Origin of the sequence: Paucibacter sp. B2R-40 (genome assembly GCF_025717555.1) — a bacterium.
GTDB lineage: Bacteria > Pseudomonadota > Gammaproteobacteria > Burkholderiales > Burkholderiaceae_C > Paucibacter_A.
This window is the reverse complement of the sequence record NZ_JAJIRP010000012.1, coordinates 1-16,725: the sequence shown is the minus strand read 5'-3', so window position 1 is coordinate 16,725 and position 16,725 is coordinate 1. Positions and strand designations below refer to the sequence as shown.

The 16,725-nt window shown below is 51.6% G+C and carries 13 protein-coding genes; 3 read left to right on the top strand and 10 right to left on the bottom strand.

The features are described 5' to 3' along the window. The first annotated feature begins 119 nt into the window (after positions 1-119). Together LNV09_RS20985 and LNV09_RS20980 are read left to right on the top strand one after the other, a co-directional pair. Positions 120-1,139 (top strand): ParA family protein, encoded by a 1,020-nt coding sequence (locus LNV09_RS20985; RefSeq protein ID WP_263559010.1) that lies wholly within the window; start codon positions 120-122, stop codon positions 1,137-1,139. Between the two features lie 227 nt (positions 1,140-1,366). Further along, a complete protein-coding gene (locus LNV09_RS20980; RefSeq protein WP_263559009.1) occupies positions 1,367-1,975 on the top strand; it encodes an SIR2 family NAD-dependent protein deacylase in 609 nt (202 codons plus the stop codon). A gap of 762 nt (positions 1,976-2,737) precedes the next feature. On the opposite strand, the gene LNV09_RS20975 is transcribed toward LNV09_RS20980, so the two are convergent. The 10 genes from LNV09_RS20975 to LNV09_RS20930 form a co-directional block, all read right to left on the bottom strand. Further along, on the bottom strand, positions 2,738-3,865 hold the full coding sequence (locus tag LNV09_RS20975) for a site-specific integrase (protein WP_263559008.1): 1,128 nt from the start codon (positions 3,863-3,865) through the stop codon (positions 2,738-2,740). Positions 3,866-4,330: 465 nt separating this feature from the next. Then, a complete protein-coding gene (locus LNV09_RS20970) occupies positions 4,331-6,964 on the bottom strand; it encodes a DNA primase family protein (protein ID WP_263559007.1) in 2,634 nt (877 codons plus the stop codon). A 1,130-nt stretch (positions 6,965-8,094) separates the two neighbouring features. After that, on the bottom strand, positions 8,095-8,259 hold the full coding sequence (locus tag LNV09_RS20965; RefSeq protein WP_263559006.1) for a hypothetical protein: 165 nt from the start codon (positions 8,257-8,259) through the stop codon (positions 8,095-8,097). Between the two features lie 314 nt (positions 8,260-8,573). Further along, positions 8,574-8,723 (bottom strand): hypothetical protein, encoded by a 150-nt coding sequence (locus LNV09_RS20960; RefSeq protein WP_263559005.1) that lies wholly within the window; start codon positions 8,721-8,723, stop codon positions 8,574-8,576. A gap of 315 nt (positions 8,724-9,038) precedes the next feature. Next, positions 9,039-9,548, bottom strand: a complete 510-nt coding sequence (locus LNV09_RS20955) for a hypothetical protein (RefSeq protein WP_263559004.1) — start codon at positions 9,546-9,548, stop codon at positions 9,039-9,041. A 226-nt stretch (positions 9,549-9,774) separates the two neighbouring features. Further along, entirely contained in the window at positions 9,775-10,155 is a 381-nt protein-coding gene (locus LNV09_RS20950; RefSeq protein ID WP_263559003.1) for a hypothetical protein, read from the bottom strand. 162 nt (positions 10,156-10,317) lie between these two features. Continuing rightward, entirely contained in the window at positions 10,318-11,298 is a 981-nt protein-coding gene (locus LNV09_RS20945; protein WP_263559002.1) for a hypothetical protein, read from the bottom strand. Further along, complete coding sequence (locus LNV09_RS20940) at positions 11,298-13,172, bottom strand: ORC-CDC6 family AAA ATPase (RefSeq protein WP_263559001.1); 1,875 nt, start codon at positions 13,170-13,172, stop codon at positions 11,298-11,300. The genes LNV09_RS20945 and LNV09_RS20940 overlap by 1 nt, the downstream gene beginning before the upstream one ends. Further along, a complete protein-coding gene (locus LNV09_RS20935; RefSeq protein ID WP_263559000.1) occupies positions 13,169-14,359 on the bottom strand; it encodes a metallophosphoesterase family protein in 1,191 nt (396 codons plus the stop codon). The genes LNV09_RS20940 and LNV09_RS20935 overlap by 4 nt, the downstream gene beginning before the upstream one ends. Before the next feature lie 8 nt (positions 14,360-14,367). After that, on the bottom strand, positions 14,368-15,156 hold the full coding sequence (locus LNV09_RS20930; RefSeq protein WP_263558999.1) for a DNA adenine methylase: 789 nt from the start codon (positions 15,154-15,156) through the stop codon (positions 14,368-14,370). 1,052 nt (positions 15,157-16,208) lie between these two features. On the opposite strand from LNV09_RS20930, the gene LNV09_RS24845 reads away from it, so the two are divergent. After that, a complete protein-coding gene (locus LNV09_RS24845) occupies positions 16,209-16,580 on the top strand; it encodes an HNH endonuclease (protein ID WP_411969331.1) in 372 nt (123 codons plus the stop codon). Positions 16,581-16,725 lie beyond the last annotated feature (145 nt).

The window sequence follows — 16,725 nt, the reverse complement described above, 5'->3', positions numbered from 1 at the left end:
TGTTGGCTCCCGGCGCTGTCCTTAGGTTTAGTCGGTTCTACCGTCAGTTCAACCGATTCGAAGCCGAGAGGCTTAGGGTTGTCAGCGTCTATTGGATCTCTTTTGAAAAAGATGTGCACATGAAAAGTATCGCGTTCTTCAACAACAAAGGTGGAGTAGGGAAGACGACTCTTCTCTGCAATTTGGCGAGTTACTTGGCTTTGCACCACGGGAAAAAAGTTCTCATAATCGACGCAGATCCACAGAGCAATGCCACGGCCTACCTGCTGCCCGAGGAGACGCTAAATTCGATCTACGAAGGCAATGGATCGATGAATCTTTACGCCTATTACGACAGCGTCGCCAGGGGAAAGGGCTTCCCCGACACCGCCCCACTTATCTCAAAATCTGCGCGTTTTGGTGTCAGCCTGCTTCCTGGGCATCCGAAGTTCTCGCTTAGAGAAGATCTGCTCTCGAAGGATTGGAGCGACGGCTTAGTAGGCTCGGAACGCGGACTGCAAACGACATTCACCTTCAGGCATTTACTGCAGGACGTGACTGTCGGATTTGACTTTGTTTTTGTCGATATGGGCCCATCTCTGGGTGCTATCAATAGATCAATTCTTCTGGCGGTAGATTATTTTCTTACTCCGATGTCCGTCGACCTTTTTAGCTTAATGGCTATCGAGAATATTTTAGTGTCTTTGACCACATGGAAGGAAGATCTCCAAGTCGCATTGACCCACTATGAGCGAAAAAATAACTATACGCATTACTCGTTGGATGGAATAGACGTGAAGTGGGGCGTGTCGTTCATTGGTTACGTGATGCAACAATATCGAACGAAGACTGTACGCGGCGAAAGAATGGTAGTGAAGTCTTTCGATACGCTGCTTAATCGATTTAAACCCGAACTAGATCGGCTGGAGAATCAGTTTGGATTTCACGACTCAGCATCCGCAGCACTCGGACAAATTCCAAACCTGGCAAGCTTAGTCCCCCTGTCTCAACTGGCGCACGCTCCAATATTCGCGTTAAACAAGTTTGATGGGGTTGTGGGTGCACACTTCGCTGCGGTTGATGACGCGAAGAATATATACAAAAAAATTGCTGATAACCTTTTCAAGAGATTGGCGGTTGCCGACGGGGTGAACCCATGATTAGTTGGCCAAAGCGATTGTTGGATGACTTTGATGCCGAACGAGTAGTTCTCTTTATTGGGTCTGGAGTGTCTAGAAATTCCCTGGGAAGGGATGGCGCGACCAGACCCAAGACTTGGGCAGCGTTTCTTGAAGACGCTGCCATAAGGCGAAACATGGTAGCCAAAATACGTCCATATTTGGACTCGAAGGACTACCTTACAGCACTCGATATAATTCGACATGGAATGTCTCAGGAAGACTATGCTGAAATGGTCAGGAATGAGTATCTGGCGCCAGCTTATGAGCCAGCCCCTATTCATGATGCAATTTATCGGTTAAATTGCAAAATTGTACTTACTCCGAACTTCGATAAGATATATGACGTTTATGTAGGTGAGAAGGCTCGCGGCACGATTGATGTCAAAGATTATCATGTCTCGGAACTTGCCGAGTTCATTCGTGGTGATCGACAAATTGTCATAAAGACGCATGGATCTGTTGATGCACATCGGAAAATGATATTTGGTCGGAAAGACTATGCGAAGGCGCGAGTTGAGCATTCATTCTTTTATGACATACTTCGAGCGCTTGTTTTGACGCATACGTTTCTGTTCATCGGATGTGGCGTCGACGATCCGGATATTCGGCAGGTGCTTGAGGATATGAATTTTGGAGCCGTTGGATCTCGTAGCCATTTTTTTGTCGCTGCTCAAGGTTCATTAGATGTCGATATGCAAAATGTGCTCTTAGATACGATGAATTTACGTGTGCTTGAATATGCCTACGTCGATGGCTCGCACGACCACGGTGATTTGACAGTAAGTCTCCAGGACCTGGTCTCACAAATCACATAGCTTTGCCGCAGCGGTTACTGATTCATATGGAAAAACGAGGCCTTACCCCGCCCAATGGGTGCAATAGCGGCAGGCCAAGGGAGGGCGAGGCTTTGACTGTGGAGGCCTCTCCTATTTTTCGATGCTGCCGTTGGCCTGCCGTTATCACCGCCTTCCGGCACCTTTCGGCCATTCAGAATCGTTCAAGTTTGATAGCCGGTGCCTAGCTTAGCTTTGTCGGACTGGGCGGCTACGTTGGGCCGGAGCAGGCGGCTAAATTGATCGAAATTCGCCAGCTTCCTAGTGAGCGACCCAGTACGGTGTTACGCGTTGGACTTAGTGGCCGATGTTGAATTGGGCCACTTTGTTTGCTTCTGCAGACATGCTGCTGAGACACATGCTTCGATTGCATGTCTGCGGTATTGCTGATGAGTAGGGGTTCAAATTGCCCCACTTCAATTTCGGCGCTTTGGGTGATTCCGAGTCATCGCCAACAAGGCATGGCGCCGAATGCAGCTCCGTTCAGTTGTAGAGGGCAATGGAGGGGTGGTGTGTATGCAGTTTCTTCCGCTATCTATTTGTCGTTGCTGCTTGAAATCGGCCGGCCAATTCTTGTCCCTAGCCGAGCCTCCCGGCGCCCTGACGGGGTGGACATGGGGCACCTGTGCGCCGAGCAAGCTGGGCCCGTTCTGGCCCAAGGCGAGGGGCAGTCGCTCCCCAAGCCCTGGACTCAGCCCGGCGCCTAGCTTTTTTTTTGCCAAGTGCCCTACTTTGATGGCTTTCCTAGACGATCACCGATCCACTGTTTGCCGCTTGTTGCAAGGCCGACGTAGACAGATGGCTGTACCGCATCGTTACTTTCGGATCTGAGTGACCGAGGATCTTTTGGACCTCGTATAAGGTCCGCCCGGCCGACACCAAGAGCGATGCAAAGCCATGCCGAAGATCATGTATCCGCAGCCTTGGTAGCTGAGCCTTGACCCGCAGCCTCGACCAAACTTTCATGATGGTGGTGTACGGCAGGCGGGTCTGACGATTCACAAAGACATGGTCGAACTCGCTGGCCGTGTCCAACTGGGCCAATACATGCAGGGCACTTGGGTTCAGCGGGACCGAGCGCATCCGCTTTGACTTTGAGTTAGTCGCCGGAATGCGCCACACATTGCTGGCCTGATCGATCTGCTCCCATTTGGCTTGCAGCGCTTCATTCAGTCGGCATCCCGTACTTAGCAGGAACATGGCGATGTGGCAGACGTTCCGGTTCTCATCAGTCTTCAGAACGGTCAGCAGCCGGTCCAGCTCGGCGCCATCGAGGTAGTGCTCCACCTTGTTGTCCACGTTGAACAGCTTGATGCCCTTGATCGGGTTCTTTTCAAGCAGGTCCCACAGCACAGCCAGATTCAGCGCCGACCGGATCAGTTTGATGTGATGGTCGGCACTGGCTGGACTCAGACCACCACTGAGCAGCGAGGTATGAAACAGCTGGACTTGCTGCCGGGTGATCTGATTCAGTCGGTAGTCGCCTAAGACGCCCTTGATGCGCAGCCGGAATAGCTCCTCATCACGTTTCCACGAGCGCTTTCTCGGTGTGACATATGGCAAGTAGGTGTCGGTGAAGAATGCGGCGAAGGTCGGTACGGCTTTCTGGACCTTGGCTTGAGCCCTGGGGTTGGCACCAAGTGCGATCTCGGCCTTCAGCTTCTTGGCCTCTTTGCGGGCGTCTGAGAGGCTGATCTCAGTGGATTTGCCGATCTTTTGGTGGCAGGTCTTGCCGGTTTTGTCCTTGTACCGGAGGAAGAACGTGCCCTGACCGGGGCTGGTGGCGCGCACTTCGATGTACATGCCGGGCAGGTCATCCGGTACGAATTCGATGCGTGGCTGGTCAGGTGGGCAGTGGAGCGAGTTGGCCATGAAAGCCGGGGTGAGTTTGATGACTGGAATGGCGTTCTCCTTGAGGTTGATGTCGTTGGAATAACTTGTTACATGCAGCAGCTTGTTCCTTGGTCTGAAACCGGGATGGGAAACAGAGGGCGCTCGTGCGATCCTCCGTGGCGGTCTGGCTAGGTGTCAGTGTGGCGTGTTGGACGCTCATGTGACGGGACACGATAGTTCGGGCAGTCGAGTCCCGCCGTCGTTTTGGCCCTAGTGGCCGATTGACGTTCTCAGGTGGGCGGCAGTCTGAGGCGTAGTGGGAAAAGTGGGAAAGCGGAGGTGCCGGGGGGCGCTGAAATAGGCATGTCTACCTGTCTTGGTCTTTCCGGTACACATCCTGCCTATAGGCCTATCCCCCAGACAAAAAATCCACTTTTTCCACTTCTAGCCTTAACCCGCTGGCCTGTACCTAAGGACTGCAGCAGGACTAGAGCGACGGTTCTTTTACCCGATTGGTCCCAGGGTGATTTCACGATCAGGCTTTACTGCCAGGCCACGAAAGATCTCGTAGCCATCGAGTTTTGCAAGCTTGATACCGTGTCCCACATTGAACTCCAAAAGCTCCTTCACGCGGGCTTTGGCAAAGGGCTTGCGGCCGTTTTCCGAACACCAGTTTTTGTAGTGTTCGTAAAGTCCGGACCGACGAATACTTAAGTCAGGGGCCAAGTCGAAGTCCTCGAAGATGCATTCATCCAGCGAGTTACTGCTACGTCGCCATTTCTGCATCAGCCGATCATTTGCCTTTGATGGCGAGAACTTTCCATTTCGCAAAAGGCGGGCAGCCCCCTCAAGTGCCCAGCCAGCTATGCCCGGCATCTCCTTCTCGATGATCCGGCCGGCGATGTGTGGGTCAAGTCGTAAGCCCGAGCGCAGGAGACTGTTTGGAAATTCGACGATCAACCACCGGGCGAAAAAGGCCTCGCTCTGATCCTTTGTGCTGATCATGTGGTTGGACATGAAGAGGTGGGCCGCCTCGTTCTTGAAGGAAGTCGGGCGATGGGCTGGATTTCGGCCGGTGAGAAGGTCTCCACCCAAGACTGATTTGAAGATCGCGGCCGGAATTGACTCATTTTCGGGCAGCTCGCCAACCACATTCAGTCGAGCTCCAGCCAACGAAACCAAGAAGTACGGCTCGTTCCAGCTGAATGGTGAGATCGCAGTGACGAAGACTTCAGGCACAAGATTCCTCAGAATCGATTCCAAGGTGCCTTTCCCTGCTCTGCCGTAAGGGTCGTAGAAGAGTATTGCCTTCTGGTGCAGTGGCATCAAACCCAACATTACCGCCCCGGCAATCTCCTGCACCAAGGCGATCTGCTGCTGCATCTCAGTTTCGTCGTTGGCCTTAAACGTCTGCTGAAGGAATTGATTAAAGAGAGGTGTCGGCTGACTACTTGGCGTAATGTCTAGACCGATGCGTTGGCGATGAGCAGGTGTCAAGGGCTCGACTTTTGTCGTGCCATCCTCGATGCGGTAGAAGCCATCAGGGCAAGCTAAACCGTGCGGCGCATCGGCGAAGAAGTCACCGTTACTGACCAGAGAGCATGCGTGTTGAGCGATCGCGCTGTAGTCTGCCCGCCGTGTACAGTTTTCGTGGTCGTCGTGGGTCTCGGCCACCTCTCGTTCAAGTGCGACCGACTCCTTTGCCACCCAGAGTTTCGAACGGGGATCAACGACAAAGAGACGCCCCTCGTGTCCGACTGGAGCCCAATTTTCAAAAGTTAAGCGATCGACAGTTGACGTCGCGTAGCCGTGATGAGTTGCTGCCGCGCTCCCCCCGGTTCTGCGTTTGCCTTTAACGGCGTTGTCGATGCTTGCTAGAGAAATGTGCTTGTTTATCTGCTTCAGTTGTCTCCGTACACGCTGGTACTCTGCGGGGTCACGTGCTGAGAGCATTGCAAGTGCCGCCAAATACTCGGGCTCCAACGGCGCACCGCAGTCACCGTCTTTGACTTTGGCTACAAGATCGTCAATGACCGGCTGGGCTTGTAGAGCCTCGGCCACTGGCTTGACCTTGGCGGCCATATCAACCGGGATGACCGTCTCAGTCTCAAGTGGCTCGAAAGTTTTTCCCCCGAATCGCCAGCCCGCATTCTTTGCGTCGAGGTAAATGGTGCCGACCGTGATTGGCCGGCCATTGCAAGGGCCGGTAAAAAAACGATCCCATGTGGCGTTAAATGCAGCCTGACCGGTCACTCCGTTGCTAGAACCCGGTGTAGTCCAAGCAGTTGACGATTTCCCGCATAGCTCGCCACTGCTCCAGCTCCTAGCTAGCGCTTTCAACTCATCGGCAAGTTCTGGGTACGCGCGGGCTGCGGCGGCCATCGGCGCCAATCGGTGAAGTTTCCAGGTGCCGTCGTCGCAGTCGGGGTCAAGAACCTTGAGAGCAGAAGTTAGCTTGGTCAAGTCCGGCGGCCCGTAGCTCTTGGCTGAGCCTGGATCGCGTTTGTCGGCGGGTTCACCAATGGGTTGGCTCAATCCCAACTGGATTTCGGGCTTGGCGCAAAGCTTGTCATGGGTTTCGTTGATAGCTTGAAGCAGACCGGCGCTGTCGATCGGTGCACTGGCGTGCTCAAGTGTGACCTGCCTCGCCGGGCTGTACTTGTGGTTCACGGTCCCAGGCACCCGCAAGATGCTGGCAATGTCCGCAGTTCGGGATGGGTCTGCAAGAAAGCCAAGGCTTTTGGCTGAGTCTTTCAGTTTTTGGGCAATGTCCTGCCAGGTCACTTTGTCTACTGGTTTGTCGAGTGCAAAATAGACATGCAGGCCACCACCGCTATAGACGCGATGGGTTGGCATTGGCAGTCCAGCGACCGTGCAGAAATGAGCCAAAGCTGCTTCGGCCTCAGCGACGGTCCTATAGCCAGCGTCCTTCTCGGCCTTTTCTTCGCCGACGTCAATGTCAAAATGAAATGTCCAGGATTGAAGGACATTCTCGGCTTTGCGGCTCTTGGGTGTTAGGTACTCCGCGCATGCGAAGTAGACCTCATGGCCAGCATCGCAAAGCGACATTGCCTTCTTAACTGCTGAGGCGATATCGGTGACTTGGTGATGCGCCCACACTTGCTCCTTCGCGGACACCAGTTGATGGCAGGCAGTGGGTGAGCCCCAAAGTGCCCTCAGGAGAACTTTGGCGGGATGGCTGGCGGTGTGGCATTCATCAGACCCTCCGGAGGTTAGGCTAGGAAGAGTCTGATCCGCAGAAGCATTTGAAGGAAGTATGCCGGCCCCGCATAGGCTTGCGTGCTTGTGGTGTTCGGCGTGCTGGGGGTGCTCGGCGGTTGTGATCGAATTTTGATCATCTGAAGTTAGCGTAACTTCTGGGCTAGACGTGATGATCAACGGCAGAGCTGGCGCGCTCGGCTTGAATTTAATGGGAGGAGGGGATTGGAGGTCAATAACCATCGAACGATCCTTTTAGGATTGGATCGCTTGCACAGAGCATTTAGAGGTCTAGGACGTGCAAGCGACGAATACAGGGGGCGCTTGCAAAGGACGTAGGGCGCCCAGGGCAAACATGTACTTCGTTTCGGACGGCGCTTGCCTGATGATGCGCGCAAATACCTGGAGGGGCACTTGCCGCACACTTGTTTGGCTCAGCATGCTGTGGTCTGCTCCACTCAGTGGGTGACGTTTTGATGCTGAAGCCGCAGATCGCTGGGGATCGGAGGTTTGCTAGAGACCCCGAACAGGCCTCAGCTCGGGCCGGAGTGTATCTCAACTTTAGCCTGTGCGATACGGCTGATGGTTAAAGAATATCCACTTTGGATCCTCCATATTAGATACGTCGTTTTCCTCAGTTTTTTGTGGAGTGACATGACCGCCAGCGCAACTCAGGGTTTGACGGGACGGGCGACTCGGTTCATGTCTGGATTTCCGGTGCCCTTGTGGCCGGTGCCGCGAGGGGCTGAAGCAGAGATCAACCGAACAGGTGCAAAGGGTCAGCGCGAGGCGGTCCCAAAAGGGAGCGGACAACAGCCAACGTTGGCACCGCCTAGGCGCACTCTTCAAAAATCGCTCCTGGCTCATGGCAAAGCCGAGCGCTCCAAACGGCGCGCCCAACATTTTGACCAAAGTCACTCGCCAGATGGAAGAAAACCAGCAACAGGGCTGGCGGTGGCTTGCCGGTCGCCTTTCGGTGGATTTACGAATGGCCGTCATCAATCGCCATCGCTAGCACCCCTTCGCGCTGCCTATCCGCGTATTGCGTACTAGCGATTTCGAGACAAGGTCAGGATCCAGCCGAGAAGGAATGCGATGACAGCACCGAGGGAACCAACAACCCACCAGAGCATGTTCACCATCGCTGTCGTGGCACCGAGCTTGGTCAGCGCGGCACCGCCGGAAATGGTCAAGAGGAAGATCAAAAATGTCATAGGTCAGGTACTCCTTGGTTCAGTTGCGATGGATAAGACAAAGAAAAGCGCCCGAGGTCGAGATCAGGGGCGCAATATAGAAGCCGCCATTGCTCAGTTGATGTAGAAACCAGGTGCGGCGCGACTGATTGGCGCCTATTCATCAAAGCCCACTCGGCTATCCGACCCAAAACCCAGGCGCACCTATGCCTCCGCAAAAAAACAGCGGATTGAATGGCGGTACGAGGGAAGTGAGCTAGAAGCCGAGTGGCTAGATGGCCAAGTGGCTAGATGGCGGTGCAGGTCGAGCGGGTGGTGGCGCGGGGGGTCTTAGCCTAGTTCCAGCCAGGGTCCCCGATCGACTCCGACCCGATGCCGGCCAACATTGCCGCGTAGTTGGTGATTGTCAGTGGCAACAACTCGGGCGGCAGATCAAGGTCGAGCATGGCCGAGGCAGCAGTAAGTAAGCAGTCTTGGAAAAACATGGTGAAAATCCTTCAACGAAAGTAGTGGTGGTAGATAAAGAGGATTCCGAGCGCAGTGACCATCAAGGCCAGCGTCACCCAGGGGTGCAAAAAGCAGAACAAGGCCAAGCAAATGACGCCAAGCCAGCGGGTCGACTTGATGACAAATGCGATGGCAGCAGCTGTAAATAGGGCGAAAGCTAAAGACACCATTGAGGCTCCAAAAAAACTAAAAGGGTCGGTATTGGGTCGGCATTGGCGCCGGTAGTCCAAGTGGTTTGATAGACCCCTTACGTTTCAACGAGTTAGGTGCAATGGCTTTCGGTGGCTGCCGGACTAAGTCTCCAGTGCACCCTTTTTGCTCTTAGGCATCGTGATGGTCTTGCGCCTATTGCCTTTGGCGCCATCAGGCTTCGCATCCTCCCGGAGCGATACCTCGGACGCCATCAAGGTTTGGATCTCGGCCAGGAATCCATCGATGTCGGCCTTCTCATGGATGCGCGGGTTGTTGGCCACGGCCCGGATCACCGCCAGATGTTTCAGCACGGCCATCAAGAAGCCACCCGTGTTCACCGAGCGCCCTGCAAATAGCGGCTGAAGCGTTGAGAACGTCAATGGGACCGGCGCCGATATCAAGCAGACAACATCAGCGAACTTGACCCAGTCCTTGGAAAAGTAGCCGCCCCCAGTGTTGGAGATAACTCGAATCAGAATATTCGATTCACTGGCTTCGGGCTCATCAGCGCAAGCTACTTGGTAGGCCAAATTGGATCGACCGGAAAGAGTAGGGCAGGTGCCAGCCTTGAGGATTCGAGAGGGAATCAATGGCGTATCAATATCAGTCATGGATAGTCCTTGGTTGCTGGTGAAAGGTGCGAAGGATTTAAGTTCCTTCATATAAGGTGGCGATTAATCCGCAGATTGGCTTTTCACCTAGTATGTGGAAAGCACTCTGGGATGGGTCTTTAAGTGCGAAATACTTTGGTGCTGGTCCTCCTTTAGTGGTCTATAGAAAAAGTACAGGCGAAAAAAAACCACCCGGAGGTGGCCTGTGGCGGTGGGTATTGAGGTTTCATGGTGTTGCTTGGCCGTTGGTTGGTAAAGCGTGCAGCTTGCACATGGCTAACAGGTCTAAATTGATACCTTCAGCCTTGGGGACGAATATCACTACACCGAAGCCATCGCTGCGAAGAACGACGACCATTTCATAGCAGGTGCAGTGCTCTTCGATGAATTCCCATGGTCTGGCATTTGGTGGAATGCCGAGGTGGCTGCAAAGGGTGGTGAAAGTGTCTCCTGGTTGAATGATGATGAAATTGACTAGGTCATCAATGGCGTAGTCGTCGAATTCGGCGAGGGCTTTGGTCTGCTTGGTGATGAGTGCATGTATTTCTGTATTGGATGGCTCGGCAACGAAGGCCTGAATGGTCTTGGCGTCACTCATGACATACATAGGCAAGGTCCTTTCGGTTGGGCAATAAAAAACGCCCTGGGATTGCTCCGAGGGCGCTTGGTGAAGAAATCAAGGCCTACCGGAATCGGTAGGAAAGTAGTTCAAAAGAACTTGGAACAAGTGGCGCGTAATCCCAGATAATTGACATTGACCTACTTCTGACTAAACTGAAAAATCTCTTTGTGTCTCAAGGCGTAGTCGCAAGCATGACCTAATGCCGCTGGATGCCCGCGGTCCAGGTGAAATTGAATCTCCCTGGCTTACTCGCCATACTGATAATCCGCCGCGCATTGCAGCAACGATCAAACAGCACAGCACAAAGACCTTTGGGCCGAGGGGTATGAAAACCACATTATGTGAGCGTTCCAAGCCTCGACTAACAGATTCTAGCGATGTGACAATTTGTTTTGGATCAGTTACGCCATAGTACAAAAGCTGGTCGACTGGGAGCTCCTCGAGTAACAGGTCATTGGCTGATTTAACGGCCTCTTCATACTCGGATAATGGCGATTGAGGTAAAAAAGCCCAAACCGGAGCGGCCTGTAAGTGTTCAACTACACCCAAAGCTTGATCCTGCTCATAACCAAGACCTACGACTGCTGCTGTCGCTGTACAAAGGCCAGTGGCCCAACCAGCGAATTTGGGATGGATTGGGCCAACGATTCTATTTGGCGTATAAGTACAGTTGGGGGGCGAAAAAGCAGCAATAGTATAATGAAAATCAGCGTGCACCGAAATTCCGTGCACCCTAGCAATATCGAAAATTGCGCTAATTATGCTGGCGAGTCGAAATCTGTTGAAGCAGGATACATCGACGGCAATTCGGAAATAATCAGTTGACTTGCAGGCGTTGAGAGATTTTTTGAACAATTTCTCGATAACTTCATCGAATGCATTGTCGGGGATATCTTCTATTATTGAATAATCTCTCGCCTTGAATTTTGAGATGTTGTCCTCGTACGAGCAGTCTTTGCCGTGATCAAAACCTAAGGCAATGTTCTTCTTTGAGGTGAATTCCACATCGCATGCAAAGCTAGTACAGCGCTGCTCGAATCCAAGTGCACTCAACGTCAAATGATACTCTGCGAAGGAGAAGTCAGTGGTGGTGATGTTCTCAACAGACGGACGGAATAACGCTGTCATTAAAAAAGCCCCATTTGTGGGTTGGGCGTATTTGAAGGAATGACTTTTGGAGAGTAACGCAGCAAGTCAGTCTCTTTCAAAATAGTGGAGAGCTTCCTCGACTTTCCATTTCTAAGCGGAATATTGAAATGAGCAGCCAGAATGTGAACTAGCCTGAACTTATGCCCAACGAGGCTATTGAGGGTGAAATTAACCTCTCTATCATCCATGATTACGATAGCGCCAACGTTTAACGCAACGACTAGCAAAGCTCGAATCTGCTCTGGCGTAGATTCATCAACCTCGAAAGAAAGAACTGGATCTGCACTGAATTTCTTCCCGAGTGCGGATTCTGAAAAATAGTGGCCTAAATTATTGACGAGGTCGCGTAAACTCAAGCTACTGTTTGGATTTTCGACAGTAGTCGTGTATGGCACCAGTGGAATTGCACTTATCCACGCCATAAATTTTCTTGCGGCGCTCTGGAATTCAAGCGCCTGTTGATCTCGTGTTATTGATCGACCGCTTACGCTACTAGATCGCTTTAGCATCATCTTGCTCGCAACCCCACAAAACCATCTTGGATTGCCTTCAGTCGCTGTACAGAGAGCATCCCATCCCGAAAAAATTGCCGCTGGTGGACTTCGGAGAATTCTCCTAGTTGAATGGTCTCCTGCCTTGGTTAAATAGACATTCCTAAAACCAACAAGCGGCGCAATTTTTCTAACTACTGAATCCATTAAGGGACGAGGCACGTCCGCTAAGCCTGCAGCCCGAATACCCTTGTCGTGTAAATACTTTGCAAAAGTTCTGTCTTTGTATTCAAGATCTTTAAAGATTTGAGTCCAAGGGCTACTTTCCCTGTACCGGCGTGCGCCAGAATTCATTTCGTCATTGGCGAATTGAAACGAAGATCTGAGTAAAAAATCCTGCGGTTTTAACTGCTTGACGTCAGTATGAGAAGCTTGTTTGTCCCACAATTCTTCACAAAATACATCACGTTCACGAGAGTCGGTGAACCAGAGGGGGATGGCATCGAAGTCATTTCCAACCGAGGCTCCCACAGCTTCATTTAGCCCTGCTGATTCATCATTGAAAGGACTGATAGCTAATTTAAAGAGAAACTGTTGATCCGTTGAGCGTAAGTACGCAAACAGCTCCCTTTGAATTGAGGAAGGAGCGATCTCAAGTTCGTCGAAGCAGAGTCCCCAGCGCAAATTGTATGCCTGAAAGGACTGAGCTATATGTACCGCTATCTGTTTGGCACAGGTAATAACATTTGAATTTAGTAGCTGTTTGACATATGGTGAATCGCTATCGCCTCCATTACTTCCTAGGTGTACCAACTCTTCGACTAGGGCTATACGAAGACCGTCGAGTGAAGGAATTTTTAGGTAAAGCTGCCAAGATTCGGCAAGGTTTTTGCAAAAGCTCGCTTCAGATTCTCTGTTTATCGAGAGTGGTATGGAAAGGTATTGGTCAACTTGAGGGCGGTCGCGTGTTAATTGCAGTAATGAGCCAATAAATGCTTCTCGAAAATTGGTGAGAAATACTGCCCGAATATACTGTGATTGCTGATGTGAGTCGTACTTTGAGAAACGGGAATCAACTTGAGCTCGCCAATTAATATCGGCAGGGATGAAAACACCGTGGAAGCCGACTTTAGATCTAGCCGTACTCGCATTCGGGCCGGCCCAGGCTGCAAGTGCTTTTGGTTGAAGCATCTTTAGCAGGTGTGTCTTACCGCTGCCTCGTGGCCCTACGAGAAGTGAATTCCTTGCTTGAATGAGTTCCCAAAATCTTCCTGACGGAACAAACCGAGCTGCAACTTCTTCAGGGTCAATGTGCCTTGCGTTGTAGGCACCAAAAAAGGCAGAACTTGCATGGGCATTCATTTGTTCTTCCCAACTTGGCCAAAGTTTCCGTTAGAGTCAAATTGAACAGATATGCGTCGCTTGCCTAATTCTCGTAGTAATTTATCTTGACTTATTGGAGTGAGAAAACGCAGACCACTGATATCTTGGGCCAGTTCATTCCAGAACTTGTAAGTATCCCCGATGCTGGTTTCTATTTGAATGCACAAATTTTCCATAGATCCGCTATAACCAAACCCGCACAACGGCGGGAAGCCTTCGTCGGTTCCAGGGTGGGCACGTCTTTGGTGCCAACCTTGGCCTGTTGCCCAACTTAGAGTGGAAATTGTTCCGGCGAGTGGGTATGAGGAACCAGAATCTACGCATATTTCTAGCGAATGATACTGATTAAGATAGCCTGAATTTGGCATAGAAAAACTTGATGCTCCGACAATCAGGTATCCCGGGCTAGTTGAGAATTCAATGTTGTGTTGATGCCGATGCCCATGTAGTACTATCCAAGGCAAGTCAGTCAATGGACAAATAGCCTCGAGAAGCTCGCCGCCCTTCTTGACGAATTCGGTATCTGTTGTAGTTCCGTATCCGCGCAATGGCCTGAGGTGATGATGGCAAACGAGTAGATTTATGCGGTAACTATGCGGGTCATCTTTCAGTTTTTTAACTATGGCTTCAATCGTCCTTCGGCTAACTCGGCCATGCTGTTGTTCGTCAGTCTTACTTCCATGAAACGCGCTAGTATTTAGAACTACGACTCGCACACCATCAAGTGGGGTCAGTACGACAAAATTCTTCGCCCAATAATGATTGGTATCACCATCGTCATCAAAAGGGAATTGAGGAGTTATCGTTTGCAGCGCCCCCTTAGGGTCTGGATCATCCGGATCAAAAGTTATTCTGGAATCTAAGTCGTGATTTCCGCATGTTGCAATTAATGCCTTTGCCTCCAATCGAGCCTTTAGTGCATTTAGGCGCTTCCATGCGTAATCAAATCCATGATAGTCTGCTCTATCACAAATGTCACCAGGGCATATTAGTAGGTCGCATTTCAGGCTGGGGTCCGAAGCGATTATATTTTCTAGGTCGCCGAAAGGGTCTGGATTGGATCCAACCGGATTTGCTGGCAGATGAGAGATGCTCGGCTTTCCATTTTCTGGCTTGAAGGCGTGCAGGTCGCTGAGTAGTCCAATTTTCAACCGTCGCTCAGTCATTGGTGAACTCAGTAGTTTGTTGCAATAATTTCAGCAGCGGCGACCCGACTCGACGCAAACCCTGCGACGCTTCGAGGTACATCTAATTTTTGCACATTCCACCCTTTAAGTTTAGTAATGAAGCTCTCTTCCAATTTGAATGAAACGAGAATTTTTACCTTCTTTGTGGTCAAGTCCGCACATGTTTTCAGGAATCTGTCCCGGTCATCGACGGAAAATGCACCATCGTAACTATACTCGCCCCTGAATCTATTGCCATCACTATATGGGGGGTCGAGATATACGAAATCACCTGCCTCTGCTCCGTCGAGTGCTTTAGAGTAATCTCCGAGCCTTAATACGGTGTTGCTGAGTACTCGCGAGGCCTCATCTATTTCTTCTTTGGAGGGGAGGCGATAAAACCTAGAACCAAGTGGGACATTGAATGCGCCAGCTCTGTTGGTTCGGTATACACCATTAAAGCAGGCCTTCATGATAAAGATTAGCCTTGCAGCCCTTTGATTTTCAGAAAGGTTCTTGGGCTCCAGTGCTCGAACAGTCAAATAGCCTTCTTTTGTCGTTGGTATTGATTCGATGTAGTCAAGAACTTCGCGCGGCGAGGATTTTACTGCCCTATACATGCTGATGATTTCAGGGTTGATATCGCCAAGTACAGCATGTTTGGGCTGTAGCTTGAAGTACAAGGCGGCTGATCCTGCGAATGGTTCGTAGTACTTTCCAAAACTCACTGGGGCGCGGTTCTGTAAAACATTAAGCAATTTTCTTTTGCTTCCTGCCCACCTGAGAATAGAGTTCATATTATTTTTTAACTTCTTGCCGGGAGGCGGAATGGACTTATTTTGCTGAATTTCATGCTCTCGCTCCACTCTGTAACGGCAGTGCGCAGAATGACTAACCCGAAATTCAGAGGGGTAGTACACTTTGCCGCTTATTTCGCACCCCTCGTAAATGTGAGGTAGTGCCTTTAGCATGGCAAAACTCGAAAAGGGGCGAGGGGGCGCTCTGTCCTAGCTCTTAAATGTGTGACCAACTATTGCAAAAGCGATAGCTGGATTCTAGTAGGCGGGCTGGTGAGTTCTTGACGTTGTGCAGTGGCTATTCACAGAAAACAATAGCCATTTGCAAGCGATGCGTGATTCTTGAGTCTTTGCAAGGGCTAACTGGGTTGGGTAGGCCGACTGGACCGCTCGCCTGCGGAGGCCAAGATGCGCGGCCGCATGAAGATACGGATGCGTCTAGTTGGAGTGGGCCAACAGCTATCTTCTGCCGTACAGGCTGAGCCTTCGCAAATACTGAAAAGTCATGAAGACGACGTATGGTCACAGGGTCATGCTCCGGGTTGATTCGCGTGATGATGTTGCATGCTACTGGAGGTCGTGTGGCGATACCGGGCGTTCCCGTTGCTAGGCTCAATTCAGGCTGTTCCGACCATCCCGGCTAGCCATCCACCCGTTCGGACAAAAAAAATGGCCCCGGTGCTTTCACACGAGGGCTTTGTCCTTGGCTTGCCAAGAACCTAAATCACTTAATCAACTCAAGCCGGCGAAGCGCCCGCGCAAGTAAGCAATGATGGCGCCGGATTCGCCCAGCCACTGCACTGATCCATCGGCTTCGGTGTTTCACCTATACGCCTAAGCAAGCGATTGGCTTTCATGCGCACCCAACGAGTGTGGACGTGGAGCATCTCCATCTCGTTCTCCGCCTTTGGCGATGTCGGCTATAGTTTGAGCGCGCTGGCAGGTAGCCAGACCGCGTAGCAGCAACTGCACGCACCACCGGATCAGCACTGCACCGGTGCCCGCTCTGAGCGTCACGCCATCGGGGACTCCCAGTCTTTTTGGAGATCCCTATGCGTAAATCCATTGCACAACTTCGTCAATCCGCCTTCGATCAGCAACATGGCCGCTGCTTTTACTGTAGCCATTCGATGTGGCAGCAGGACGTATGTACATTTGCCAAGTCTCATGGTTTGACCATGGCGCAGGCCGAACTACACCGAGCGACAGCTGAGCACCTGATAGCGCAATGCGACGGTGGGCCTGATCAGGCTGGAAACATCGTTGCCGCGTGCTTGGTCTGCAATCGGCGGCGCCATCAGAGGCGGCAAGAAAATGCGCCCTCAGCTGAGGCATATAAAAAGCGCGTCCAAGGGCGCTGTACTCAAGGGCGCTGGTTGCCGTGGCTTGCTAAGTTGAATCAAACTTGCCTATGTGCAGCTTGAATCAATGTGCAGAAAAGGGGCCCGGAGGCTTTCGCACTAGGACCGCATTGGTTGGCTCATTGACCGGGGTTGTGGCTCAAGCCGCAAAGCGCCCGCGCAAATAGGAAATGATGGCGCCCGATTCGCTCAGCCATTGCACCGAACC

Excerpts from the sequence above, each read along its gene's own strand:
- LNV09_RS20960 (WP_263559005.1), bottom strand. The coding sequence starts at position 8,723 with ATGTTTTTCCAAGACTGCTTACTTACTGCTGCCTCGGCCATGCTCGAC.
- LNV09_RS20950 (WP_263559003.1), bottom strand. The coding sequence starts at position 10,155 with ATGTATGTCATGAGTGACGCCAAGACCATTCAGGCCTTCGTTGCCGAG.
- LNV09_RS20955 (WP_263559004.1), bottom strand. The coding sequence starts at position 9,548 with ATGACTGATATTGATACGCCATTGATTCCCTCTCGAATCCTCAAGGCT.
- LNV09_RS20940 (WP_263559001.1), bottom strand. The coding sequence starts at position 13,172 with ATGAATGCCCATGCAAGTTCTGCCTTTTTTGGTGCCTACAACGCAAGG.
- LNV09_RS20985 (WP_263559010.1), top strand. The coding sequence starts at position 120 with ATGAAAAGTATCGCGTTCTTCAACAACAAAGGTGGAGTAGGGAAGACG.
- LNV09_RS20965 (WP_263559006.1), bottom strand. The coding sequence starts at position 8,259 with ATGACATTTTTGATCTTCCTCTTGACCATTTCCGGCGGTGCCGCGCTG.
- LNV09_RS20930 (WP_263558999.1), bottom strand. The coding sequence starts at position 15,156 with ATGAACTCTATTCTCAGGTGGGCAGGAAGCAAAAGAAAATTGCTTAAT.
- LNV09_RS20980 (WP_263559009.1), top strand. The coding sequence starts at position 1,367 with ATGTCTCAGGAAGACTATGCTGAAATGGTCAGGAATGAGTATCTGGCG.
- LNV09_RS24845 (WP_411969331.1), top strand. The coding sequence starts at position 16,209 with ATGCGTAAATCCATTGCACAACTTCGTCAATCCGCCTTCGATCAGCAA.
- LNV09_RS20945 (WP_263559002.1), bottom strand. The coding sequence starts at position 11,298 with ATGACAGCGTTATTCCGTCCGTCTGTTGAGAACATCACCACCACTGAC.
- LNV09_RS20935 (WP_263559000.1), bottom strand. The coding sequence starts at position 14,359 with ATGACTGAGCGACGGTTGAAAATTGGACTACTCAGCGACCTGCACGCC.
- LNV09_RS20975 (WP_263559008.1), bottom strand. The coding sequence starts at position 3,865 with ATGGCCAACTCGCTCCACTGCCCACCTGACCAGCCACGCATCGAATTC.